At 63.6% G+C, this 22,833-nt stretch carries 21 protein-coding genes and 1 other RNA gene; 4 read left to right on the top strand and 18 right to left on the bottom strand.

What is annotated here, in order from left to right; translation table 11 throughout:
- Positions 1-4 precede the first annotated feature (4 nt).
- Positions 5-613: a 50S ribosomal protein L9 gene (gene rplI / locus B5483_RS02790; protein WP_054947792.1), complete on the top strand. Its 609-nt coding sequence runs from the start codon at positions 5-7 to the stop codon at positions 611-613.
- A 150-nt stretch (positions 614-763) separates the two neighbouring features.
- The gene (locus B5483_RS02785; RefSeq protein WP_079729398.1) at positions 764-2,194 is read left to right on the top strand and encodes an AMP nucleosidase; all 1,431 of its coding nucleotides are present in this window, start codon (positions 764-766) and stop codon (positions 2,192-2,194) included.
- Positions 2,195-2,249: 55 nt separating this feature from the next.
- Here B5483_RS02785 and B5483_RS02780 read toward each other — a convergent pair whose 3' ends face one another.
- The 13 genes from B5483_RS02780 to hrpB all read right to left on the bottom strand — a co-directional run bounded on the left by B5483_RS02780 (position 2,250) and on the right by hrpB (position 15,966).
- Positions 2,250-4,076 carry a M2 family metallopeptidase gene (locus B5483_RS02780; protein ID WP_054947794.1) on the bottom strand — a complete coding sequence of 609 codons (1,827 nt, stop codon included), beginning with the start codon at positions 4,074-4,076 and terminating at the stop codon, positions 2,250-2,252.
- Positions 4,077-4,194: 118 nt separating this feature from the next.
- Positions 4,195-4,950, bottom strand: coding sequence for an alpha/beta fold hydrolase (locus tag B5483_RS02775; protein WP_079729397.1), 756 nt, complete (start codon positions 4,948-4,950; stop codon positions 4,195-4,197).
- Entirely contained in the window at positions 4,947-5,393 is a 447-nt protein-coding gene (locus B5483_RS02770) for a GFA family protein (protein ID WP_054947796.1), read from the bottom strand. Before B5483_RS02770 ends, B5483_RS02775 begins: the two co-directional genes overlap by 4 nt.
- A 38-nt stretch (positions 5,394-5,431) precedes the next feature.
- Positions 5,432-5,764, bottom strand: a complete 333-nt coding sequence (locus B5483_RS02765) for a carboxymuconolactone decarboxylase family protein (RefSeq protein ID WP_217698187.1) — start codon at positions 5,762-5,764, stop codon at positions 5,432-5,434.
- Complete coding sequence (locus B5483_RS23110) at positions 5,733-5,897, bottom strand: hypothetical protein (protein WP_176167918.1); 165 nt, start codon at positions 5,895-5,897, stop codon at positions 5,733-5,735. Before B5483_RS23110 ends, B5483_RS02765 begins: the two co-directional genes overlap by 32 nt.
- The gene (locus B5483_RS02760; RefSeq protein WP_079729396.1) at positions 5,885-6,622 is read right to left on the bottom strand and encodes a DUF4336 domain-containing protein; all 738 of its coding nucleotides are present in this window, start codon (positions 6,620-6,622) and stop codon (positions 5,885-5,887) included. Before B5483_RS02760 ends, B5483_RS23110 begins: the two co-directional genes overlap by 13 nt.
- Before the next feature lie 20 nt (positions 6,623-6,642).
- Positions 6,643-7,668, bottom strand: coding sequence for an aspartate-semialdehyde dehydrogenase (locus B5483_RS02755; RefSeq protein WP_054947798.1), 1,026 nt, complete (start codon positions 7,666-7,668; stop codon positions 6,643-6,645).
- A gap of 188 nt (positions 7,669-7,856) precedes the next feature.
- Positions 7,857-10,259: an endopeptidase La gene (gene lon / locus B5483_RS02750; RefSeq protein ID WP_231634779.1), complete on the bottom strand. Its 2,403-nt coding sequence runs from the start codon at positions 10,257-10,259 to the stop codon at positions 7,857-7,859.
- A 236-nt stretch (positions 10,260-10,495) separates the two neighbouring features.
- Positions 10,496-10,831, bottom strand: coding sequence for a YbaB/EbfC family nucleoid-associated protein (locus B5483_RS02745; RefSeq protein WP_054947800.1), 336 nt, complete (start codon positions 10,829-10,831; stop codon positions 10,496-10,498).
- A 1-nt stretch (position 10,832) separates the two neighbouring features.
- Entirely contained in the window at positions 10,833-12,794 is a 1,962-nt protein-coding gene (locus B5483_RS02740; protein ID WP_176167938.1) for a DNA polymerase III subunit gamma/tau, read from the bottom strand.
- Positions 12,795-12,940: 146 nt separating this feature from the next.
- Positions 12,941-13,035: signal recognition particle sRNA small type (gene ffs / locus B5483_RS02735), an RNA gene on the bottom strand.
- A 69-nt stretch (positions 13,036-13,104) separates the two neighbouring features.
- On the bottom strand, positions 13,105-13,383 hold the full coding sequence (locus B5483_RS02730) for an ETC complex I subunit (protein ID WP_054947801.1): 279 nt from the start codon (positions 13,381-13,383) through the stop codon (positions 13,105-13,107).
- 108 nt (positions 13,384-13,491) lie between these two features.
- Entirely contained in the window at positions 13,492-15,966 is a 2,475-nt protein-coding gene (gene hrpB / locus B5483_RS02725; RefSeq protein WP_079729395.1) for an ATP-dependent helicase HrpB, read from the bottom strand.
- A gap of 200 nt (positions 15,967-16,166) precedes the next feature.
- Here hrpB and B5483_RS02720 point away from each other — a divergent pair, with 200 nt between their 5' ends.
- The gene (locus tag B5483_RS02720) at positions 16,167-18,059 is read left to right on the top strand and encodes a putative bifunctional diguanylate cyclase/phosphodiesterase (protein WP_054947803.1); all 1,893 of its coding nucleotides are present in this window, start codon (positions 16,167-16,169) and stop codon (positions 18,057-18,059) included.
- A 13-nt stretch (positions 18,060-18,072) separates the two neighbouring features.
- Here B5483_RS02720 and B5483_RS02715 read toward each other — a convergent pair whose 3' ends face one another.
- Positions 18,073-18,846: a hypothetical protein gene (locus tag B5483_RS02715; protein WP_079729394.1), complete on the bottom strand. Its 774-nt coding sequence runs from the start codon at positions 18,844-18,846 to the stop codon at positions 18,073-18,075.
- An 89-nt stretch (positions 18,847-18,935) separates the two neighbouring features.
- Positions 18,936-19,952 carry a polyprenyl synthetase family protein gene (locus tag B5483_RS02710; protein ID WP_079729851.1) on the bottom strand — a complete coding sequence of 339 codons (1,017 nt, stop codon included), beginning with the start codon at positions 19,950-19,952 and terminating at the stop codon, positions 18,936-18,938.
- Positions 19,953-20,061: 109 nt separating this feature from the next.
- Between B5483_RS02710 and B5483_RS02705 the strand changes: the two genes are divergently transcribed.
- Positions 20,062-20,361, top strand: a complete 300-nt coding sequence (locus tag B5483_RS02705; protein WP_054947804.1) for a chorismate mutase — start codon at positions 20,062-20,064, stop codon at positions 20,359-20,361.
- A gap of 17 nt (positions 20,362-20,378) precedes the next feature.
- Here B5483_RS02705 and B5483_RS02700 read toward each other — a convergent pair whose 3' ends face one another.
- From B5483_RS02700 to B5483_RS02690, 3 genes are all read right to left on the bottom strand, one after another.
- Positions 20,379-20,582, bottom strand: coding sequence for a hypothetical protein (locus tag B5483_RS02700; RefSeq protein WP_079729393.1), 204 nt, complete (start codon positions 20,580-20,582; stop codon positions 20,379-20,381).
- A gap of 99 nt (positions 20,583-20,681) precedes the next feature.
- Positions 20,682-22,088 (bottom strand): sensor histidine kinase, encoded by a 1,407-nt coding sequence (locus tag B5483_RS02695; RefSeq protein WP_425435025.1) that lies wholly within the window; start codon positions 22,086-22,088, stop codon positions 20,682-20,684.
- 7 nt (positions 22,089-22,095) lie between these two features.
- The gene (locus B5483_RS02690; protein WP_054947806.1) at positions 22,096-22,773 is read right to left on the bottom strand and encodes a response regulator transcription factor; all 678 of its coding nucleotides are present in this window, start codon (positions 22,771-22,773) and stop codon (positions 22,096-22,098) included.
- Positions 22,774-22,833 lie beyond the last annotated feature (60 nt).

Here is a 22,833-nt window from a genome sequence, read left to right as displayed (position 1 = left end):
CCCCATGGATATCATCCTCCTCGAACGCGTCGAAAAGCTCGGCAACATCGGCGACGTCGTTTCCGTCAAGGACGGCTTCGCGCGCAACTACCTGCTGCCGAACAAGAAGGCGCTGCGCGCCAACGACGCCAACAAGAAGGTCTTCGAAGCCAACCGCGCGAAGATCGAAGCCGAGAACGCCGAAAAGCGTTCGGCCGCCGAACAGCACTCGTCGAACGTCGAAGGCAAGCAGGTCGTCCTGATCCGCGCCTCGTCGAACTCGGGCCAGCTCTACGGTTCGGTCTCGGTGCGTGACATCGTCGAAGCCCTCAACGCCGACGGCGCCGAAGTCAGCAAGCAGATGATCGTGCTCGAACGCCCGATCAAGACGCTCGGCATCTTCGACGTTCGCGTCAGCCTCCACCCGGAAGTCGCTGTCAACGTCAAGGTGAACGTTGCCCGCTCGCCGGACGAAGCCGAACTGCAGTCGCAGGGCGTCGACGTCATGGCTGCGATGTTCGAACAGGACACCGCAGGCTTCACCGAGGCTTACGATCCGAATGCCGAGCCCGGCGAGATCGTGACCGAGGAAGCCGAAGAGGCGGCTGCGGCAGAAGGCGAAGAGCAGGCCTGAGCCTGACCTTCGACGACTACGCGTCACAAGGTTTGAAGGCCCTCGCTTCGGCAACGAAGCGGGGGCCTTTCCTTTTGCGCGCAGCCATTATGCATGGCGGACCTGTCCAAGTGCCCTTGTGCTGCAACACCAACGGCGTAATTTTGGGCAATGGACAAGATAAAACAGACCCTTGAACACCTGAATCGCACTTACGAGGCCGCCATCGCCTGCCTCCGATCCGACATCGAAGCCTTCGTCAAGACCGGAACCCTGCCCCCGCCGGAGCGCCGTGCTGACCGGCAATGGTGCTATCCGGAACTGCGGATCACCTATGGCGGCAAGGAACGCGGCGCCGTCTATTCACGGGCGTTCGGCCGTCTTGCACAGCCCGGCACTTACGTTACCACGATCACCCGGCCCCACCTGTTCCGCGACTATCTTTCGACACAGCTCTCACTGCTGGACGGCGAGTACGAGATCGAGGTCGAAGTCTCGCGCTCGGCACAGGAAATCCCTTTCCCTTATGTCCTCGACGGGATTTCGGTCGGGCAGGTCACGCCGCAGGAACTGGCCTGCCACTTCCCGAGCACCGATCTGGCGATGATCGGTGACGAGATCGCCGACGGCATCGACTTCTTCGCGCCCGAGGATCCGCTTCCGCTCGCGCTGTTCGACGGTCTGCGCACAGACTTCAGCCTGGCACGCCTGGCACACTATACCGGCACCAGCCCGGAACACTGCCAGCGCTTCATCCTCTTCACCAACTACCACCGCTATGTCGATGAATTCGTTGATTGGGCAGGTCGGATGATCGGGAGCGACGGCTATGTCGCCCTTTCGGGAGCCGGCGGGCTCTATCTTGACGCGGCGGTGGACAATGCCCGCCAGCGCCTGTCGGACACGGCATGGCGTCGCCACCAGATGCCGGCCTATCACCTGATCCGCGAGGACCGCTCGGGCATCACGCTCGTCAACATCGGCGTCGGCCCTTCGAACGCCAAGACGATCACCGACCACCTGGCCGTACTGCGCCCCGAAGCCTGGCTGATGATCGGCCACTGCGGCGGCCTGCGCGAAAGCCAGCGCATCGGCGACTACGTGCTGGCCCATGCCTACTTGCGCGACGATCACGTGCTCGACCCGGTACTGCCGCCCGAGATTCCCCTCCCGGCCATTGCAGAAGTCCAGCAGGCGCTGGCCACGGCAGCCGAGACGGTCAGCGGCGAAGGCGGATCGAACCTGAAGAAGCGCATGCGCACTGGCACCATCGTCACGACCGACGATCGCAACTGGGAATTGCGCTACGCCGCATCGGCGCATCGTTTCAGCCTTTCGCGGGCCATCGGCATCGACATGGAAAGTGCCACGATCAGTGCGCAAGGCTACCGCTTCCGCGTCCCTTACGGCACGTTGCTGTGCGTGTCCGACAAGCCGTTGCACGGCGAACTGAAACTGCCGGGACAGGCCAACCGCTTCTACGAGGAAGCCATCGCCGGTCACCTCAAGATCGGCCTTGAGGCCTGCGACCTGCTGCGCTCGGAAGGCGACCGCCTTCACAGCCGCAAGTTGCGCGCCTTTAACGAACCGCCATTCCGCTGATCCGGATCATGGGGAAAGCCGCCCCGGCAGCAATGCTGTCGGAGCGGCTCAGAACTTACCAACCCTGCTTCTGGCCCTTGTTCTGCTCGTCCAGCCACTTCTTGAGCGGAGCGAAATACTCAAGCATCGGCTTCGCGCTCATCTTGCTCGAACCGGTGAAAGCCTTGAGCGCCTCGGGCCAGGGCTTGGACATGCCCATCTCCAGCATGCGGTCGAGGTTCTCGCCAACCTTCTTGTTGCCGTAGAAGCTGCAGCGATGCAGCGGCCCCTTCCAGCCTGCCTGCTGGCACGCCGCCTGATAGAACTGGAACTGGAGGATGCGGGCAAGGAAGTAACGCGTGTAGGGCGTATTGCCCGGGATATGGTACTTCGCGCCGGGATCGAAGGCATCGGCTGGGCGATCCACAGGCGGCTTGATACCCTGATACTCGAGCCGCATGTCGGTCCATGCCTTGTTGTAATCTGCGGGCCGGATCGAACCGTCGAAGACGCCCCAGCGCCAGCGGTCGATCAGCAGGCCGAAGGGCAGGAAGGCCACCTTGTCCATCGCCTGACGCAGCAACAGGCCGATGTCCTTGTCCGCACTCGGGACCTTGCTCTTGTCGAGCAGGCCGATGTCGACGAGGTACTGCGGCGTGATCGAGAGCGCGATGAAGTCTCCGATTGCCTCGTGGAAGCCGTCGTTGGCGCCGTTGAGGTAGAGATAGGGCTGCTTGTTATAGGCCCGCTGGTAGTAATTGTGCCCCAGTTCGTGGTGGATCGTGACGAAGTCGTCCGAGTTCACCTTGGTGCACATCTTGATGCGGATGTCGTCCTTGTTGTCGACGTCCCATGCCGAAGCGTGGCAGATCACTTCGCGGTCGCGCGGCTTGGTGATCATCGAGCGGGTCCAGAACGTGTCCGGCAGCGGCGCAAAGCCGAGCGAGGAATAGAAGCCCTCTCCCGTCTTCACCATGTCGAGCGGAGTCTTGCCCTTGGCCTTGAGCAGGTCGCCGATGTCGTAGCCCAGGTCGCCTGCGCCCTGCGGTGCCACCAGCGGATAGATGTTGCCCCATTCCTGCGCCCACATGTTGCCCAGCAGGTCGGCACGGATCGGCCCGGTGTCGGGCTGGACCCGGTCGCCGTACTTGGCGTTGAGCCTGTGGCGCACGTAAGTGTGCAACGCGAGGTAAAGCGGCTTCACTTCCTGCCACAGCCGTTCGGTTTCGGCCGAAAACTGCTGCGGCGTCATGTCGTAGCCCGAACGCCACATCGCGCCGACGTCGGAATAGCCAAGCTCCTTCGCCCCTTCGTTGGCGATGGTCACCATCTTGGCGTAGTCGTCCTTCATCGGCTTGCCGACATTGTCGTGCCAGCTCTCCCACATCTCGGCGTATTCGGCCGGGGTATGGTCGAGGTTGCCCATCTCGGCCTCGATGTCCGAACCGTTGATCGGCTTGCCGTCGAGCGCGCCCTTCCCCTTGCCGTAAGTCGAGGACAGGCGCGTGGTGATCGCGCTCAGTTCGTCGGCAGCGCCCGGCGTGGTCGGTGCGGGCAGGACAATGCCCTGGCGCAGGACGCCCAGCTTGCGCGCGACATCGGCGTCGAGCCCCTGCACCCTGGCGTACTTCGCAGCCTCGACCGCATAATCGACCTGCTTTTCGGTGATCGCCGCGTTCGACTGGGCAACGAGCGCGTCGGTATCCTCGGTGATGTAGGTATAATTAACCCAGTTGATCCGGGCATTGTCGACCGAAGCGTCGAACAGGTCCTTTTCGGCAGCCGCGACGAACCGGGCGGCGCCATCGGGCGTCATCGGATAATCGGCTGCAGCGTCCTTTGCCACGGCCGGAACGGCCAGACTGACGGCCAGCGCAGCCAATGCGGTAGATGCAAATTTCATGGGGGGATTTTGCCTCTCGGTATTTTGCGATGGGGCAAGACTAGCCGCGCCCGACACAAGTTCAACCGAGCAGGAAAATCACCCCCAGAATTGGCCTAGCGGGTCAGGACAGGCGTGCTCACGCGGCGAGGAATTCAGCCATGGCGCGGCCCATGTCCTTGAAGGTGACCGAGGACATGTGATTGCCCGGCGTCTCGACATAGCGCCCCTGCGGCAGCGCCTCGGCCAGTTCCTGCGCCGATCCGTTGTCGCCGTCGTCCTTTCCGCATACGCACAGCGTGGGCATCGTGATCCGGGCGATCGCATCGGCAGAAGTATCGTCGACCGATCCGAGCAACAGACGCGCGGCGATCCGGTCGATCTTCATCGACTTCATGAAGGCCTGCGCGATGAAGGCCGGGTCTCCCCGCTCGATCGAACCGAAACGGTCGATGGCATCGACGAAATGCGCGCTGCGCCGCGCCCAACCCGACAGTCCGGACAGGCCCATGCCGCCAAGGATCAGTTTGCGCGGCGAAAGACCCGCCAGCACGCCGCGCACCGAAGTGCGCGCGCCGAGCGAGAAGCCGCCAAGGTCGTAGTCCGACAGGCCGAGTTCGGCGACCAGCAGCGTCAGGTCCTCGACCAGTACGTCTTCGGGATAGGCCTGCGGATCGTGCGGTGCCTCGCTTTCGCCGTGCGCGCGCAGGTCGGGCATGATTACCTCAAAGCCGGCCCCGGCGAGGATTTGCGCATTGCCGTACTTGATCCAGTTGACCTCGGCACTGGAGAACAGGCCGTGGACCAGCACCAGCGGGCGCCCCTGCCCGATGGTATGAACCGCCAGACGCGTGCCGCCGAAACTTTCGATGTAATCCTTGCGCAATTCGCTCACTCGGGAACCTCCAGACCTGCGGCCTTCCAGCGCGACGCGACGCTTTCCGTCGTCGCGCTGTAATGCCGTGGCAGGTCCTTGGTATCGAGCCAGCTTTCATGCAAGCTTTCGCAGCCGGCATGGGCGACCGGACGGAAATATCCCGGCTCGTCGAAGCTGCCCAGCGTCAGGTCCATGTTCCCGCTCGATTCGATGAAGTCGAAGCCCAGCGGCGTGCCGCAATGCGAACAGAACGGGCGCCGTGCCACCGGGGAACTGGCGTACCACTCCGGCTCATGATCCCAGACGACACCGGCCGTCGCCAGTTGCACGAAGGCAGCGGCAAACCCGCCGGTCGCCTTCTGGCACATGCGGCAATGGCACAGGTATGCCTCGTCGTTCTCGATCTGCGCGGAATAGCGAATGCGACCGCACTGGCAGCCGCCGGTCATGGTTCTGGTCATGCCCTGAAGCTAGACCAGTCGCCCCGCGCGCAAAAGGGTCAGCCCTCTGCCTTTTCCTGCCATTGGTCGAAAGCCTCGAGCGCCTGCGCGGCATACATCGCGGAAGGACCCGCCCCCATATAGACAGCCAGCCCCATCGCCTCGGCCACTTCATCGCGCCCGGCGCCCGCGCGCTGCGCCGCAGACGCGTGGTAGGTCACGCAAGGATCGCAGCGCACCGCGACCGAGATCGCCAGGGCAATCAGTTCCTTGGTCTTTGTATCGAGAGCTCCCGGCTGAAGCGCCGCCTTGCCCATGTCCGCGAAGGCCTGCATCGGTCCTGGCGCCGCGCGCCTGAGTTCACCTACCGCCGGTTTGAGATTTTTGGCCATGTTCGGCCAGTCCTTGAAATTGCTCTTCGACATCATCGGGCCCCTTTCGATTTGCATCCTTGCCGCCGAAGGCATCGGTCGCCATGCGCAAGATCAAATCGGGGAGACCCTGAGGCTTTTTCAGATCGCCCATCGAAAGGCACGGCGCAGTTCCTGGGCGCCGTCCCGATCGTAGATGCGGCCATGGGCCATGATCACTTTCTCGGGCTGCCAGTCCACCACGCGCTGCAACCGCTCTCGCACCTGCTTGCGCTTGGGCCGGAATGTCATGCGCAGGTCGAGTGGCGCCATGCCATTGGGATCGAGGCCGCCGACGAGCTTCAGCATGAAGCGCATCAAGGGGCTGGAGAGCTTTGCCGCCTCGAAATTCTCGATCAGGTCGACAAGGATCACCGTCCTTGCGGAAGGGACATGGAACACGGCTTCGCTAACCTTTGTGCCCGGCACCAGGATCCAGTCGATTTCGCTTTCCCATGCGAAACGCGCACCATCCATCAGCGGATGATCGATCCGGAAGGGGCGCTTGGCCGTTGTGGCCAGATCGGGGACGGCATAGCTGCGGGCACCGGGATAGCGCTCGAGCCAGTCGGCCATGTACCAATAATGGATGGAATTCGGCGCAATCACGTGTCGCACCGACCCCAGGGCATCGACGGCCGAAAACAGGTCCTCGTCCGGCGCAATCGGCGAATGGATCCACAAGGTTCCATCGCCCAGCCGCACGACCGTCATGCGCGTGGGGAACGGAATCTTGAACGGCCCGAGATCCATGCGGATCATCAGGCCGTCAAAAATCCAGATGCCCTCGGCGACAGGCTTGGGGCAATTCAGTGGCGAATAGGTTTCCTTCGGGTCCATGGAAGGAAACCTATCATAACTCAGCCCTTTTTCAGATGACGGCGGCCAAGCAGCTCGGCGATCTGAACTGCGTTCAGGGCTGCGCCCTTGCGCAGGTTGTCCGAAACGCACCACAGGGCCAGACCGTTCTCGACCGTCGGGTCTTCGCGGACGCGGCTGATGTAGGTCGCGCTGTCGCCGACGCATTCGATCGGCGAGACGTATCCACCGTCTTCACGCTTGTCGACGAGCATGATGCCCGGCGCTTCGCGCAGGATGTTCTGGGCCTGCTCGGCCGAAATCTCGTTCTCGAATTCGAGCGCGATCGATTCGGCGTGACCGACGAAGACCGGCACGCGCACGCAGGTGGCCTGAACCTTCACCGCCGGATCGAGGATCTTCTTGGTCTCGACGACCATCTTCCACTCTTCCTTGGTGGAGCCGTCGTCGAGGAAGACGTCGATGTGCGGGATCACGTTGAAGGCGATCTGCTTGGTGAACTTCTTGGGTTCGACCTGGTCGCCCACGAAGATCGCACGGCTCTGCTCGAACAGCTCGTCCATGCCCGCCTTGCCCGCGCCGGAAACCGACTGGTAGGTCGAGACGACGACGCGCTTGATCTTGGCGGCATCGTGAAGCGGCTTGAGCGCGACAACCATCTGCGCAGTCGAGCAGTTCGGGTTCGCGATGATGTTGCGCTTGGTGTAGCCGTCGATGGCGTCCGGGTTGACTTCAGGCACGATCAGCGGAACGTCGGGCTCCATGCGATAGAGCGACGAGTTGTCGATCACGACGCAGCCCTGGCTGGCAGCCTTGGGCGCATAGATCTTGGTCGGCCCCGATCCCGCGGCGAAGAGCGCAATGTCCCAACCGGTGAAATCGAAGTGCTCGATGTTCTTTACTTTGAGTTTTTTGCCGGTCTCGCCAAATTCAATCTCCATGCCGGTGGAGCGCGGCGAAGCAACCGCTGCGATCTCGTCGCAGGGAAACTCGCGCTCGGCGAGGATGTTGAGCATTTCGCGGCCGACATTTCCGGTCGCACCGACAACGGCTACCCGGTAACCCATTTCAAGACCTTTCCAGTTTCAATTCGCGCCCGGCGTTCGTGCGTGCACGAAGGCGGCGCGTTAGCGCCAGTCCGCGCGCGACACAAGGCCGCAGCGCACTGGCATTTCTTTCAGGCAGGCAAACGCGACTGAAAGTTACCGACGGGTGCCTGCCTTCCCTTCCGGAATTGCAGGCGCCCGTTTCAACTTCAGTGTGCGGTTGCCGACGGAGAGGAGCTGTGCGCGGGGGCCGCGGCCAATTCGTCGGCCTCGGTCCACTCGATTTCTTCCAGCGCCTCCGTAAGCGCTTGCGAGAGCACTTCATCCACATGAGAGACCGGGATGATTTCCAGGTCTTCCTTCACGTTCTCAGGGATTTCGGCGAGATCCTTGCGGTTCTCTTCCGGGATCAGAACGGTGGTAATTCCGCCGCGCAGCGCCGCCAGGAGCTTTTCCTTGAGGCCACCGATCGGCAGGACGCGGCCGCGCAGGGTAACTTCGCCGGTCATGGCGATATCCTTGCGCACCGGCACCCCGGTCAGGGTCGAGACGATCGACGTGACCATCCCGATGCCGGCCGAAGGACCGTCCTTGGGCACCGCACCTTCGGGAAGGTGGATGTGGATGTCCTTCTTCTGGAAGACCGACGGCTTGATGCCGTAGGCGGGCGAACGTGCCTTCACGAAGCTGAAGGCCGTCTGGATCGATTCGTTCATCACTTCGCCCAGCTTGCCGGTCGCCTTGATGGCGCCCTTGCCCGGGACGGTGACGCTTTCGATCGTCAGCAGTTCGCCGCCGACTTCGGTCCAGGCGAGGCCGGTGACGGCGCCGACCTGATTCTCTTCCTCGCCCACGCCGTGGCGGAACTTGCGCACGCCGGCATAGTCGGCAAGGTTTTCAGGCGTGATCGTCACGCTCTTGGCCTTGCCTTCGAGGATCTGGCGCAGCGACTTGCGTGCAAGACGCGCAATCTCGCGCTCCAGCGTGCGCACGCCCGCCTCACGGGTGTAGTAGCGGATCAGGTCACGCAGGCCTTCCTGGGTCAGCGTGAATTCCTCGTCCTTGAGGCCGTGGACTTCCACCTGCTTGCGGATCAGGTGACGCTCGGCGATCTCGACCTTCTCGTCCTCGGTGTAACCTTCGAGGCGGATGATCTCCATGCGGTCGAGCAGCGCCTGCGGCAGGTTGAGGCTGTTCGCGGTGCACACGAACATCACGTCCGACAGGTCGAAGTCCAGTTCAAGGTAGTGATCCTGGAACTTGGCGTTCTGTTCGGGATCGAGCACTTCGAGCAGGGCCGAGGCAGGATCGCCGCGGAAGTCCTGACCCAGCTTGTCGATCTCGTCGAGCAGGAACAGCGGGTTCGACTTGCCGGCCTTCTTGAGGTTGGTAATGATCTTGCCCGGCAGCGAGCCGATGTAGGTGCGGCGGTGACCGCGAATCTCGGCCTCGTCGCGAACGCCGCCCAGCGACTGACGGATGAACTCGCGCCCGGTCGCCTTGGCAATCGACTTGCCGAGCGAGGTCTTGCCGACGCCCGGAGGCCCCACGAGGCACAGGATCGGCCCCTTGAGCTTGTTGGTGCGCGCCTGAACGGCGAGATACTCGATGATACGGTCCTTGACCTTGTCGAGCGCGTAGTGATCGGCATCGAGGATCGTCTGGGCCTCGGAAATGTCGCGCTTGAGCTTCGCCTTCTTGCCCCAGGGCAGGCCGAGCAGGACATCGAGGTAATTGCGGATGACCGTCGCCTCGGCGCTCATCGGCTGCATGGACTTGAGCTTCTTGAGCTCGCCCATCGCCTTTTCGCGCGCTTCCTTGGACAGCTTGGTCTTCTCGATCCTGTCCTGCAGTTCCTGCAGTTCGTTGGCTTCCTCGCCGTCGCCGCCACCCAGCTCGGACTGGATCGCCTTGAGCTGTTCGTTGAGGTAGTACTCGCGCTGCGTCTTCTCCATCTGCCGCTTCACGCGGCCACGGATCTTGCGCTCGACCTGCAGGACGCCAAGTTCGCCTTCCATGAAGGAATAGACCATCTCGAGGCGCTTGAGCGGATCGGCCTCGGAGAGCACGGCCTGCTTGTCCGAAACCTTCGCCGACAGCTGGGCGGCGACGGTGTCGGCCAGCTTGCCTGCATCGTCGATCTCGCCGAACTGGTCGCCCGCGTCCTGCGAGAGCTTCTTGTTGAGCTTGGCGTACTCGTTGAACTGCTCCACCACCGAGCGCATCATCGCTTCGACTTCGGTGCCCTCGGACTCGCTGGCCTCGATCTTCTCGACCTCTGCAACAAGCATTTCGCCTTCGGCGGTCTCTTCGGCACGCAGCGATTCAATGCGGGCGCGCTCCTGTCCTTCGACGAGCACGCGCACAGTTCCGTCCGGCAGCTTGAGCAACTGCAGCACGCTGGCGATCACGCCGGTGTCATAGAGATCGTCGCGATCGGGATCGTCGCAGCCGGGGTCGAGCTGCGCGAGCAGGAAGATGTCCTTCTCGCCGGCCATGGCTGCTTCCAGCGCGGCCACGGATTTCTCGCGACCGACGAAAAGCGGCACAACCATGCCGGGGAAGACGACGATGTCACGCAGGGGAAGGAGTGGAAGCAGGTTCACAGTCATATCCATTTCATCGCGAGCGGGACGATCTCGGTCAGACCTCCCGTCAATCCGGGACGATATGGGGAGTTCTGTCCACTACGCAATGCATAGATTACCAAAGACTGTGGAAGTGCTGGCATTCTCCCAAGCAATTATCCCTATAAGCAAAACCCCGGCGCGATTGGCGCCGGGGCTCTGCAATGCATGACGAAACGCCTCCCGAAGGAGGGCATTTCGCAGCCGAATTCTCATTCGCTTCAGAACGGCATCTTGAAACCAGGCGGCAGGCCCATGCCCTGCTGCGCCTTGGCCAGTTCCTCGTTCGCAACCGAGTCCGCCTTGACGCGCGCGTCGTTGTAAGCGGCGGCGATCAGGTCCTCGAGCATCTGCTTTTCGGTCGGCTGCATCAGGCTGTCGTCGATCGAGACGCCTATGACGCGCCCCTTGGCCGAGCAACGGATCTTAACGAGACCACCGCCGGAAAGACCTTCGACTTCCATCTGATCCAGCTTCGCCTGGGTCTCGTTCATCTGCTTCTGGATGGTCTCGGCAGCCTGCTGGGCAGCCTGGATCATCTCTTCCATGGACTTCATCTCAACGTCTCCACTGTCGACCGCCGCCGCCAATCGCGGCCGGACGGTCATCCTGTATCAATTCGGCGTCGGGAAAGGCAGCTATCGTAGCAGCCACGAGCGGGGCATTGCGTACGGCTTCGCCTTCGGCTGCCCGCTGCGTCTCGGCCTGCTCTACGATCGTCGGCGCGCCCTGGCCTTCCACTTTCTCGACCTGCCAGCGTTCACCGGTCGCCTTGGCCAGCGCCCCGCGCATGAGACCGGCAATATCCTCGCTAAAGCCGGGCGGCTGCGAATAGCGCAAAAGTCCCGGTCCCAGCTCGACGACGCGGACCTGCATGCGCATGGTGTTGGCGATAGAAAGTTCGCCCATGTGCTCGACATCGTCTACCAGCGCTTCCCAGCGCGGCGCGATGGCAGCAGGAGCCGTTGCGCTTGCGGCCGGGCCGCCCGCGCCCGATCCGCCTTCGCCAGCAACAGGCGCCACTGCCGGCGCACGCGCTGCAATCTCTTCCAGCTTGCGCACCAGCGAGCCGGGGTCGGGCATGTCCGAGGCATGCATGATCCGCAGCAGTGCCATTTGCGCCGCCACCAGCGGATCGGGCGCCGACTTCACTTCGTCATGCCCCTTGAGCATGAGCTGCCAGAGACGGTGAACCTGCCCTGCCTTGAGCGCCTTGGCCCAGGCCTCGATCGCGTCGCGTTCCTCGGCGGCATGGGCATCGACCACCTCACCGGCCACCTGGGCGACAGCGATGCGATGGGTGAGGTCCATGAGGCCCCGCATCATCGCGATCGGCTCGATCCCCAGCGAGAATTGCCTTGCGATCAGCTCCAGCAGAGCCGCGCCCTCGCCGTCCAGGATCGCGCCCAGCAGCTTGCGCTGCACCGACTTGTCGGAAAGGCCCAGCATGTCGCGGACCTTCTCGGCCCGCACCTGCCCCTCGCCGTCGAGATCGGCATGGGCGATGGCCTGGTCGAGAATCGAGAGGCCGTCGCGCACCGACCCTTCGGCAGCGGCGGCCACCATCGACAGGGCTTCTTCCTCGGCCTCCACGCCTTCCTTGCCGCAGACGTTGGCGAAGTGCTCCGCGAGCATCGGCGTCGGAATGCGGCGCAAGTCGAATCGCTGGCAGCGCGAAAGGACCGTGACCGGCAGCTTGTCCACTTCCGTGGTCGCGAAGAGAAACTTCACGTGGGCCGGCGGCTCCTCAAGCGTCTTGAGCAAGGCATTGAATGCATTGCGCGACAGCATGTGGACTTCGTCGATGATGTAGATCTTGTAGCGCGCGGAAACGGCCGCGTAGCGCACCGCCTCGATGATTTCGCGCACGTCGTCGACACCGGTGTGCGAGGCGGCGTCCATCTCGATCACGTCGATATGGCGCCCTTCGGCGATTGCCACGCACGGTTCGCACTGACCGCAGGGATTGATCGTCGGACCGCCCTGCCCGTCCGGGCCGATGCAGTTGAGCGCCTTGGCGATGAGCCGCGCGGTCGACGTCTTGCCGACACCGCGCACGCCGGTCATCAGGAAGGCATGGGCCAGCCGGTCTCGCTTGATCGCATTGGCGAGGGTTTGGACCATCGCCTCCTGCCCGATCAGTTCGTCGAACGTCTGCGGACGGTACTTGCGGGCCAGCACGCGATAGGGCTGCGCGGAAGTTCCGGCAGGCGGGCTTGCCGGTGCGGGCTTGGGCGCGAGTTCAGGTGCCTGTGCTTTCGGCTCGGGAGCGGCGACTTCGGGCGCAGGTGCAGGCTCAGCTACCGGTTCGAACAGCGCCTGCGATTCGGGTTCTGGCGCCGGCACTTCGGCAGCGGTCGGCGAAGGCGATGCCGAAGGCGGGGGCGATGCCGGTTCGGGATCGCCGAACATAGAGGCTTGCCCGGCCGCTTCCAGCTCGGCCGCCGAAGGGGGAGTCTCCTCCTCTTCCTCATTGAGCCAGGGGGGCGCATCGCCGAACATGTCGCGTGAATCGTCCATCACCATCCAAACTAGGCGCTGGAGAGCCGGTTGTCAGGGGGAAAGGAGAAAGCTCCACAGTCTGTCCCCGGCCAAGTTGCCGGTGCGCTTGGAAGGCGCATTTCCCCGCAGCCTAAAGCGCGTAAGGGGGGGGGGCGACGATGTGGGGTAAAGGAGCCGAGCGACCCGTCGCAATCCGTTTTGGCTGCTTCCTTCCGGACCTGACCAGGTTCGCGAACGCAAACGTCCACCCGACTCCCGGAGCGCCATATGGCTGGCGTTTGTCCGGATTGCAAGACCCGGTTCGCGAACCGGGTGCAACTATTTCAGATCAACGGAAATTGTCGGCGTAGGCCTGAATCTTCAGGCGGCGCGGCGGGGTGGAATGGACCACCGCGTCGATGCCGTACCGATCGGCGTAGCTCTTGGCTTCCTCACAAGTGGGGAACTTGAGCTGGACCTGCTGATTCATGTCACCGGAACCGGCCCAACCCATCAGGGGATCGGGCTTCTTTGCCTCGGCCGGAACGAAATCGAGGATCCACTGATCCAGCAGTGCCTTGCCGGACTGCATGGCATTTTTCGGGCGCTGATAGATACGTGCACTCATGGCGCTCGCTTTGCCTCCGAATCGCGCCGGAAATCAAGCCGGAATCACACCTCAGGCGATTGTCCCGGGAGATTGTGGGCGTGATCGCGCGAACACCGCGTACGAATCTCAGCGTCGGCGCGAAGCCTCGAAGGCATTGCGGGTCTTGAGACTGGGGTCTTCGGCCCAGGGCTCATCCGGCCAGCGATGCTTGGGATAGCGGCCCTTCATGTCGCGCTGCACGTCGCGCCACGATCCACGCCAGAAGCCGGGAAGATCGCGCGTGGTCTGGATGGGGCGACCGGCAGGCGAAGTCAGCTTGAGCAACAGGGGCTGCGGCGGCTGACCGAAAGTCGGATGGCTATCGAGACCGAACAGTCCCTGCACGCGCACTTCAACGCTCGGCCCGCCCTCGTCCTCGTAGTCGATCGCGTGGCTCGAACCGGCGGGACTGCGAAACTCTGCCGGGGCCAGCCTTTCAAGCACCTGCTGGTCATCCCAGGTCAGGCGACCCAGCAAGGCCGAGTGCAGGGCGCCCTTGTCTATAGAGTCGAGACGACGAACGACCAGAGGCCCAAGCCATGTCTCGAGGTCGGCAAGCATCGCCTCTTCGCCCAGCGCCTTCAGCCCGGCGAAACGGGCGCGACGCAGCAGCGACTGGCTGCTCTTGCCGAACGGAACCAGAGCCAGCCCCTTGTCGCGCACGCGATCGAGCAGGAATGCCGCAATGGCATCGGGATCGGGGGACGGATCGGGGCCACTTGCGAGAGTGATCGCGCCAATCCGCCGCTCCTGCCGGGCTTCCACCCGGCCCTCGGCATCGTTCCAGCGCAGGATCGAACGCCGCTCGATCCGTTCTGTCAGCCAGGCATCTACTTCGGACGCCTCCAGCGAAGCTCCGGACAGGATGCGCGCACCTTTCGCCTGCCCCTGAGCATCGCCGATCACCATCCAGTCTCGCGAGGCGAGCGGCGATGTCGGGTCGAGGATGTAGCCCCTGCCGCCTGCGGACAGCCAGGTCTCGCCCGATGCATCGCGGCGGCGCGCGACCATGTCGGGCCGTCCCAGCGCAAGAAGCACGCCGACCGGCACATCCGCGCCTGTCTTGTCTACATCCATGCCTTCGGGCCGTGCCTCGATCAGCACCGAAGCGCGGCGGGCCCAGCCATCGGCCAGCTTGCGAGAGGCTTGTGCGCGCGGCGAGCGGTCTGCCTCCCATCGCGCAAGTCGTTGTGCCAGGTCCTCGCTGCGGCCGCCGAGACCGCGCTCCTGCAGGAGCAAGGCGAGCCGGGCAGCCACCGTCTCTGCGCCGAACGCCCCTGCACCCAGAACCATGGCCGCCTGAGCCGGGTCGAGCGGCAGGCTGGCCATGTCGCGGCCGAAAGGAGTGATCCGCCCTTCCCCATCAAGCGCCCCGAGAGCGGCAAGCTGGCTGCGCGCGGCATCGAGCGCCGCGGCCGGAGGAGGATCGAGCCAGGCCATGGTCGCCGGATCGCCCGCTCCCCACTGCGCCAGCGAAAGCGTCAGCGGCGCCAGATCGCTGGTCAGCATTTCCGGCGGATCGAATTCCGGACGGCCCGCGTGGCCAGCTTCTTCCCAAAGGCGATAGGCGGTTCCGGGCTGCTGACGCGCCGCACGGCCAGCGCGCTGGGCCGCCGAAGCCCGGCTCGCCCGATGCGTCACGAGCCGGGTCACACCCGCAGCCTTGTCGAATTCGGCACGGCGGGACAGGCCGCAGTCGACCACTATCGAAACGCCGTCGAGCGTGAGCGAGGTCTCGGCAATCGCGGTCGATAGCACGACACGGCGGCGCCCCTGCGGATCGCGGCGAATGGCAGCGCGCTGCGCGGCAGGCTCGCATTGCCCGTGCAGAGGGAGAACGAGTGCGGCAGGCAGCTTCTCCGCGAGACGTTCTGCTGCCCGATCGATCTCGCGCACGCCGGGGAGGAACGCAAGGATGTCACCCTCCTCCTCGCGCCATGCAGTCAGGATCGCCGATGTCGCTGCGTCCTCGATCCGCAGGTCGGGCGAAGCGCCCAGCCAGCGGATCGCGAGAGGCCACGACTTGCCCTCGCTTTCGATCACCGGCGCATCGTTGCCGAGCAATCGCGCAAACCGCGTGCCGTCGATCGTCGCCGACATGACCACCACGCGCAGGTCGTCGCGCAGCACTTCGCGGGTCTCGAGCGCGAGTGCTAGGCCGAGATCGCTGTCGAGATGACGTTCGTGCGCCTCGTCGAACAGGACGGCGCTGACCCCAGGCAGTTCCGGGTCGGAAAGGATCGAGGAAACGAAGATCGCCTCGGTCATCACCAGGACGCGCGTCTTGCCGGAGCGCTTCGTATCGAGGCGCGTCACGTAACCGATCGTCTCACCCGCCTTCTCGCCGAGCATGTCGGCCATGCGCTCTGCAGCGGCGCGCGCCGCCACGCGGCGTGGCGAAAGCAGGATGATCGTGCCGTCGCACCAGGATTCGCCCAGAAGGGCGGGCGCTACGGCCGTCGTCTTGCCGGCGCCGGGCGGAGCGATCAGCACACAGGCGGTGCGCTCGCTCAGAGCCTGAAGAAGGTCCGGCAGGACAGCATGGATCGGCAGACTGGTCACGCCCGGTCCCTTAGATGGAGTGCCGGGCCGAAGGAAGGCCTCACCAGAACCCGTTCAGGGTCATCCGTCCTGGCGCGCGTATCGCATGTACCAAACGTAAACCATTATTCGATACCTGAATTCGTCAGGAGCCTAATCAGTTGTCAGACGAAACGCGCACAAAGCCCCGATCTTACAGGCCAGGGCAACATCCCCTGCCGGTGGCGCAGTATCTTCGCCTGCGCGAACAGGTTCCGCCGTTGTATGGCCTTGTCGCCGTCAACTCCGCCATTTTCGCCTTCACGCATCGCGACCTCGCGCCCGAGTACCTGACGCTCTCGGTTCCGGCAGGGCTTGTCGCATTCAGCATCATCCGCATGCTCACCTGGATGCGCCCGCTGTCGGCAAGCGATCTGGATCCCGAGCGCGCACGGCAACGCCTGCGGGCAACCCTCTTCATATCCCTGCTGCTGGCCATGGCCTGCCTTGCCTGGGCAACGGTCCTGGTCCAGTACGGCGGTCCTTACGAGCGCGGCCACTTCGCGATCTTCATCGCCATAACCGTGCTGGGCTGCACCTTTTGCCTGAGCTTCCTGCCGATGGCGGCGACATTGCTGAATGTCTCCGTACTGGGCAGCTTTCTGGTCTACAGTTGGCTGTCAGGCAGCGCGGTGATGGTTGCCATCGCCGTCAATATCGCGCTGGTGTCCCTGGTTGTGCTGAAAATCCTGCGCGATTCCTATGCTTCCTTCGTCCATCTGGAAAGCACGCAAAGGGACCTCAGCAGCGAGAGGCGGCAGGCACAGGCCCTTGGCGAGGAAAATGCCCGTCTGGCCATGACCGATGCCCTCACCGGACTGCCCAACCGCCGCTATTTCTTCGCGACGCTGGAAGGGCTGCTGGAATGCGCGCAGCCGCAGGACCGGTTTTGTGTCGGGCTCATCGACCTCGACCGTTTCAAGCCGATCAACGATACTCACGGCCATGGGCAAGGCGACCGGCTGCTGCAGCTTCTGGGCGAGCGGATGATGACGCTGTGCCCGGCCGATGTCGTCATTGCCCGATTGGGGGGCGACGAATTCGGTATCATCTCGGCCGGTGGGCTCGAACAGGCCGAGGCCGTCACCCATGCGCTGTTCACCGCAATCCGGCAGCCTGCCAGACTGGGCGACGTGATCGTCTCCGTCGGATGTTCCGCCGGTATCGCCCCCTATCCGGCAGCGGCCAAATCCGCGAGCATCCTTTACGACCACGCCGACTTCGCGCTCTATCACGCCAAGAAGAACAAGCGCGGGCAGTGCGTGCGCTTCACGTCGGAACTGGAAAAACTGGTCCGGTCTGAACAGGCCCTCGATTCCGCGTTGCAGGCCGCCGATCTCCTGAGCGAGTTGTCCGTCGTCTTCCAACCGATCATCAACACCGAAACGATGATTCCCAAAGGCGTCGAATGCCTTGCGCGGTGGAATTCTCCGACCATCGGCCGGGTGCCGCCCGAAATGCTGATCGCTTCGGCCGAGCGCGTCGGTCGTGCACGGCAGGTGACGCTCGCCCTCTTCGACAAGGCGCTCGCCTCGCTCGATCGGATCCCCGAAGACATGGGGCTTACGTTCAATCTTTCAGGCAAGGACGTCGGCGATGCGGAAACCATCGACGCCCTGCTGGAGCGGATCAGGGCAATGACCCATTCCCCGCGCCGCCTGCTGTTCGAGATCACCGAAAGCTCACTGATCACCGAACTCGACAATGCCCGCAGCGCCCTGAAGCGCCTGCGTCGCAACGGCGTGCGCATTGCGCTGGACGATTTCGGTACCGGCTACTCCAGCCTCTCATCGCTCCATCAATTGCCGCTGGACATGGTCAAGATCGACCGCAGCTTTGCGGCGAGACTGGACGAAACGAAAGGCCGCCGCCTGATCGAGGCGATCCGCAGCCTGGCCCGCGCCCTCTCGCTGGACTGCGTAATCGAAGGCATCGAGACCGAAAACCAGCTTTTGAGCGCAAGGGTGGCTGGCTTCGCGCTGGCGCAGGGCTTCTTCATTGCCCGGCCCATGCCACTCGAAGATCTGATCGCGCATATCGACGAGGTGCGGCCGCAGTCGATTCGCGCGGCCTGACCGATCTGAAGCCTCAACCGGCCATTTTCGTCCCGTAATCGATCCGGATGCGCACCCAGGTTCCGAGTTGCGGCTTACCGTTGATCCGCGGCGGGACGACCTGGAACTGCCACGCCGCGTTCTGTACCGCGCGCCCATAGCCTGAGCCGAGCGGCGATTCTCCGAGGATCTGGCAGTTCTCGACCTTGTAATTCTCGATCGTCTGGCAGGCGATCTCGCCCCAGCCCGTGCGCGGGGCATTGGCGGGAATGTACCCGCCAAGTTCGGCGCCGCTCGGCTCGCGGTACCACTGCGCCCGATAGAGAATCGCCCCGCCCGGCCCTTCTCCGGGACCATAGCTCGAACCCGATCCACTACCCGATTCGCTGCTGGTCGTCGGCGCGGGTGCCTTCATCTGACCGATGTCTGCCGAAGCGAAATCCTCGCGCGAGAGCTTGAGGAAGGTAAAGGCAGGCTTCTTCACCACCGGTTTCTCGACCGGCGGGGTAATGACTGGAGGCTTCTTCACCTCTTCCTTCTGGACCGGCTCGACCTTTTTCTTTTCTTCTTTCTTTTCCTCGGCCTTGGGCTTGTCGTCCGCCTTCTCGCCCTTGTCCTTCTCCTGCCCGGTGACATCGAAGGTGACCGGATTGTTGCGCTTCTCTGGAAGGCTCACCACGCCGCTCTGGTAGATCGCCAGAAGCAGGACGAGCAGGATCACGCCCGCGGATAGCAGGGAAGAAACGATACGTTGTTGGGGCGAACCGGGCTGATAGCCGGTGACAGCCCGATTGAGCTCGGAGCGCATGGCCGGCCTCAATAGGGGCCGAAACCGCGCATCGCAATTACAGCTTTGTTGCAGGCGCCCGCAATCTGACGAACCGTGGCTTTGCCACGTCAGTAGCGACGCGCCACCGCGAACTCGACAGCCTCGGCCATCGCATTGCGCGCTTCGCCGCTGGGGAAGCCTACAATCGAATCGATGGCGCGCTGGGCGAAATGACGCGCCCGCTCACGGGTCGCCTCGACGCACTTGTGGCGGTTGATCAGTTCGACCGCATGAGCAAGGTCCTCGTCCTCGGTCCGGAAGCCGGCGATGGCCTCCTGCCAGAACTTGCGCTCTTCCTCACTGCCGCGGGCATAGGCGAGGATGACCGGAAGGGTCATCTTGCCCTCACGGAAGTCATCGCCCTTGTCCTTGCCCGATTCGGCCGCTTCGGAATCGTAGTCGATGGCATCGTCGACGAGCTGGAAGGCAATCCCGAGATTGCGTCCATACGCGTCGAGCGCCTGCTCCTCGGCTTCGCTCTTCTCCGCCACAACGGCGGCGATCCGGGTCGCGGCGGCAAACAGTGCCGCGGTCTTCGAACCGATGATCTGGAGGTAATGCTCCTCGCTCGTCTCGATCTTGCGCTGGGCGGTCAACTGGTCGACCTCGCCCTCGGCGATGATCGAGCTGGCCTTCGAGAGGATCTTGAGGACGCGCAGGCTGCCGTCCTCGACCATGAGTTCGAAAGCGCGGGTAAACAGGAAGTCGCCGACCAGGACCGTCGCCGGATTGCCGAAGACGATGTTGGCCGCCGCCTTGCCGCGCCGCAGGTCCGAACCGTCAACGACGTCGTCGTGCAGCAGGGTCGCGGTGTGGATGAATTCGACTGCCGCCGCCAGCTTGTGGTGGCGATTGCCCTGGTAGCCGCACAGCTCAGCCGCCGCGACCGTCAGCATCGGGCGCATGCGCTTGCCGCCGCCCGAGATCAGATGCCCGGCCAGCGCGGGGATCAGCGGGATCTCGCTTTGCATGCGGTCGAGAATGACGGAATTGACGCTGTTCATGCCTGCCGCAGTCAGGGCGAGCATGGGAGCCAGGGACGGCTGCGTCTCACGTGAACGCAGGTTAATCACTTGTGCAGTCATCGCCCCGCGCATTGCGCGTTCAGAGCCTTGAACGCAAGTGGGAAAGCCAAGTGCGGCCCATTTGCACGGGCTGGCACAGGTCAAGGAGCCGTGCTAGCGGGGCTCCACCATGACCCAGGACACTCCCGTCACCGATCCGGTGCTCGCCGGCTACCGTTCCAGCATCGACAATATCGATGCCGCACTGATTCACATGCTCGCCGAACGGTTCCGGATCACCCAGGCCGTCGGCGCCTACAAGGCCGAAAGAGACCTTCCCGCTTCCGATCCCGGACGCGAGGAACGGCAGATCGCGCGTCTGCGCAAGCTGGCCGAGGACGCCAATCTCGATCCCGATTTCGGCGAGAAGTTCCTGCGGTTCATCATCGACGAAGTGATCCGCCATCACGAGCAGGCAAAGGCCGGCTGAGCCGGCCTTTCGCTCTATTATTCTTCCACGTAGTCCTGAAGCTTGCTCATCAGGGTCTGGATGCGCGTGGCGGCATCGGTGAAAGTCTTCACGTCATCGCGATTGCCGTTGCCGCGCGCTTCCTTCGCCGCCTCGACATAGCCTTCCATGTCGGCCTCGAGGGCATCGACGAGGATTTCGACTTCGTCCTGCGTGAGCGAAAGTTTGATCGTATCGGTCATGGGTACTCCTTGATTTTCGATCGCCGCCAATGAAGCGGCAGGGCCGGCGCTGCAACCGCGCTTCTGGCGCGCATCCCCAGCTTCCGAACGCAAATTCCTTCAGGTCGCCGTGCGCGGCAGCTTCAACTTGACCAACAGGCCGCCCAGATCCTCGCTCTCGTCGAGTTCGACCCTTCCGCCATAGATTTCCACCACGTCGCGAACAATGGCAAGACCCAGCCCGGTACCGGGCTTGCCGGTATCGAGCCGGGCGCCGCGATCGAAGATGCGGGTGCGCTCGGCGGCCGGAATGCCCATGCCATCGTCCTCGACCCAGATCTCGCAGAACTGCGGGTCCTGCCCGGTGTCGACCGTGACGAAGACGCTGCCACCGCCATACTTGGCCGCATTCTCGATCAGGTTGCCGAGGATCTCCTCGAGATCCTGCTTTTCCAGTGCAACGGTCACGGCGTGGTTGCCGTCTAGGTCGAATCGCGTGTCATCGTAGAGCCGCTGGACGGCACGCAGCACCGCCTCGAGGCTCGGCCACACGCTCGCACGCGACATGCCGGCCGCGCGGCGCCCGACGGCCCGCGCCCGGGCCAGGTGGTGATCGACCTGCCGCCGCATCACGGCCGCCTCGCGGATGACCGTGTCGGACAGGTCGGGCGACTTGGCCGTGGCCGCGTTCATGATCACGGTCAGCGGCGTCTTGAGCGCATGGGCAAGGTTCCCTGCATGGCGGCGCGCTTCCTCGGCCTGCAGCTCGGTATGCGAAAGCAGGGCGTTGAGTTCGTCCACCAGTGGCTCGACTTCCTGCGGAAGCGGGTCGGTCACGCGACTGGCGCCCGTCGTTCGCAGCTTCTGGATCGCGCGGCGCACGTGGCGCAGCGGGAACAGGCCGTACCAGGTCTGCATCCCCGCCATGAGCAACAGGCCGAAGCCGAGCGCGACGAAGCTGTAGACGAGGATCGAGCGGATCATCTTGATCTGTTCGTCGAGATCCTCGCGACTGGCCGCGACAGTGAACATCCATTGGGTGTTGCTGCCCGGCAGGATGATCGAGCGCTCCATGATCCTCAGCGGCTCGCCGGGGAACTGGTCGCTATCGTAAACGTGCGGCTTTGCGTCGAAGTTGTCCTTGGGAACGTCGAGGCTGCGATCCCACAGCGAGCGCGAGGGGAAATCCTCGTGCCCCTTGGCGCGAATCTGCCAGTACAGGCCGCTGTTCGGCTCGAGGAACCGCTGGTCACCCAGCGGTCGGATGAAGAAAACCTCGCCATCCGGGCCAATCTCGGCCGAACCGATCATGCCGGTAAGCATGTAACCGAGCTGTTCGTCGAAATTGCGGGTGACCAACGAGGTCAGCGTGCGATCGAGGGCAAGGCCGCCGAACAGCAGGAGGATCGAGATCCACCCTGCCGCAATCAGCATCATGCGCCGCGCGAGCGAGCCGGTATGGCGGGCCTTCACCGTCTCGGCGACAGTTGCCTCGCTCCCTGCCCCGTCTGCTCGCGGAGCGTCCATCGGCTCCTCAGTTTCGCGGCGCGTCCGCGGGATCGTCGAGGCTGTACCCGAGGCCACGGATCGTGGTGATGACATCGGCACCCAGCTTCTTGCGGATGCGCGTGACGAAGACTTCGATCGTGTTGGAATCGCGATCGAAATCCTGATCGTAGATGTGCTCGATCAATTCTGTGCGGCTGACCACCTTGCCCTTGTGGTGCATCAGGTAGGACAGCAGCTTGTATTCCTGCGCGGTCAGCTTGACCGGTTCGCCGGCCAGCGTGACGCGGCCCGAACGCGTGTCGAGACGGACATCGCCCGCCATCAGTTCGCTCGAGGTATTGCCCGATGCACGGCGGATGAGCGCGCGTAGGCGGGCGATCAGTTCCTCGGTCTGGAATGGCTTGGCGAGATAGTCGTCCGCGCCGGCATCGAGGCCTGCCACCTTGTCGGACCAGGAATCACGGGCGGTCAACACAAGAACAGGGAAATTTCGCCCTTCCCTGCGCCACATGCCAAGCACGGTAAGTCCGTCGATCTCAGGCAGGCCGAGGTCGAGAATCACGGCATCGTAATCCTCGGTCGACCCAAGGAAATGGCCGTCCTCCCCATCGGCAGACAGGTCGACGGCATAACCGTTCTGCTCGAGCGTGGTCTTGAGCTGGTTGCCGAGCGTAGGTTCATCCTCGACGATCAGGATGCGCAAATCAGGTCTCCCTTGGAAATCACCGACGAGATGGGGCGTAAGCCCGCGAGCGTCAAGCGA

The sequence above is a fragment of the Novosphingobium mathurense genome (genome assembly GCF_900168325.1).
Classification (GTDB): Bacteria; Pseudomonadota; Alphaproteobacteria; order Sphingomonadales; family Sphingomonadaceae; genus Novosphingobium; species Novosphingobium mathurense.
This window is presented reverse-complemented; position numbering and strand designations above follow the sequence as displayed.

Excerpts from the sequence above, each read along its gene's own strand:
- rplI (WP_054947792.1), top strand. The coding sequence starts at position 5 with ATGGATATCATCCTCCTCGAACGCGTCGAAAAGCTCGGCAACATCGGC.
- B5483_RS02785 (WP_079729398.1), top strand. The coding sequence starts at position 764 with ATGGACAAGATAAAACAGACCCTTGAACACCTGAATCGCACTTACGAG.
- B5483_RS02780 (WP_054947794.1), bottom strand. The coding sequence starts at position 4,076 with ATGAAATTTGCATCTACCGCATTGGCTGCGCTGGCCGTCAGTCTGGCC.
- B5483_RS02770 (WP_054947796.1), bottom strand. The coding sequence starts at position 5,393 with ATGACCAGAACCATGACCGGCGGCTGCCAGTGCGGTCGCATTCGCTAT.
- B5483_RS02765 (WP_217698187.1), bottom strand. The coding sequence starts at position 5,764 with ATGGCCAAAAATCTCAAACCGGCGGTAGGTGAACTCAGGCGCGCGGCG.
- B5483_RS23110 (WP_176167918.1), bottom strand. The coding sequence starts at position 5,897 with ATGGGCGATCTGAAAAAGCCTCAGGGTCTCCCCGATTTGATCTTGCGC.
- B5483_RS02760 (WP_079729396.1), bottom strand. The coding sequence starts at position 6,622 with ATGGACCCGAAGGAAACCTATTCGCCACTGAATTGCCCCAAGCCTGTC.
- B5483_RS02755 (WP_054947798.1), bottom strand. The coding sequence starts at position 7,668 with ATGGGTTACCGGGTAGCCGTTGTCGGTGCGACCGGAAATGTCGGCCGC.
- lon (WP_231634779.1), bottom strand. The coding sequence starts at position 10,259 with ATGACTGTGAACCTGCTTCCACTCCTTCCCCTGCGTGACATCGTCGTC.
- B5483_RS02745 (WP_054947800.1), bottom strand. The coding sequence starts at position 10,831 with ATGAAGTCCATGGAAGAGATGATCCAGGCTGCCCAGCAGGCTGCCGAG.
- B5483_RS02740 (WP_176167938.1), bottom strand. The coding sequence starts at position 12,794 with ATGGACGATTCACGCGACATGTTCGGCGATGCGCCCCCCTGGCTCAAT.
- B5483_RS02730 (WP_054947801.1), bottom strand. The coding sequence starts at position 13,383 with ATGAGTGCACGTATCTATCAGCGCCCGAAAAATGCCATGCAGTCCGGC.
- B5483_RS02715 (WP_079729394.1), bottom strand. The coding sequence starts at position 18,846 with ATGCGCTCCGAGCTCAATCGGGCTGTCACCGGCTATCAGCCCGGTTCG.
- B5483_RS02710 (WP_079729851.1), bottom strand. The coding sequence starts at position 19,952 with ATGACTGCACAAGTGATTAACCTGCGTTCACGTGAGACGCAGCCGTCC.
- B5483_RS02705 (WP_054947804.1), top strand. The coding sequence starts at position 20,062 with ATGACCCAGGACACTCCCGTCACCGATCCGGTGCTCGCCGGCTACCGT.
- B5483_RS02700 (WP_079729393.1), bottom strand. The coding sequence starts at position 20,582 with ATGACCGATACGATCAAACTTTCGCTCACGCAGGACGAAGTCGAAATC.
- B5483_RS02695 (WP_425435025.1), bottom strand. The coding sequence starts at position 22,088 with ATGGACGCTCCGCGAGCAGACGGGGCAGGGAGCGAGGCAACTGTCGCC.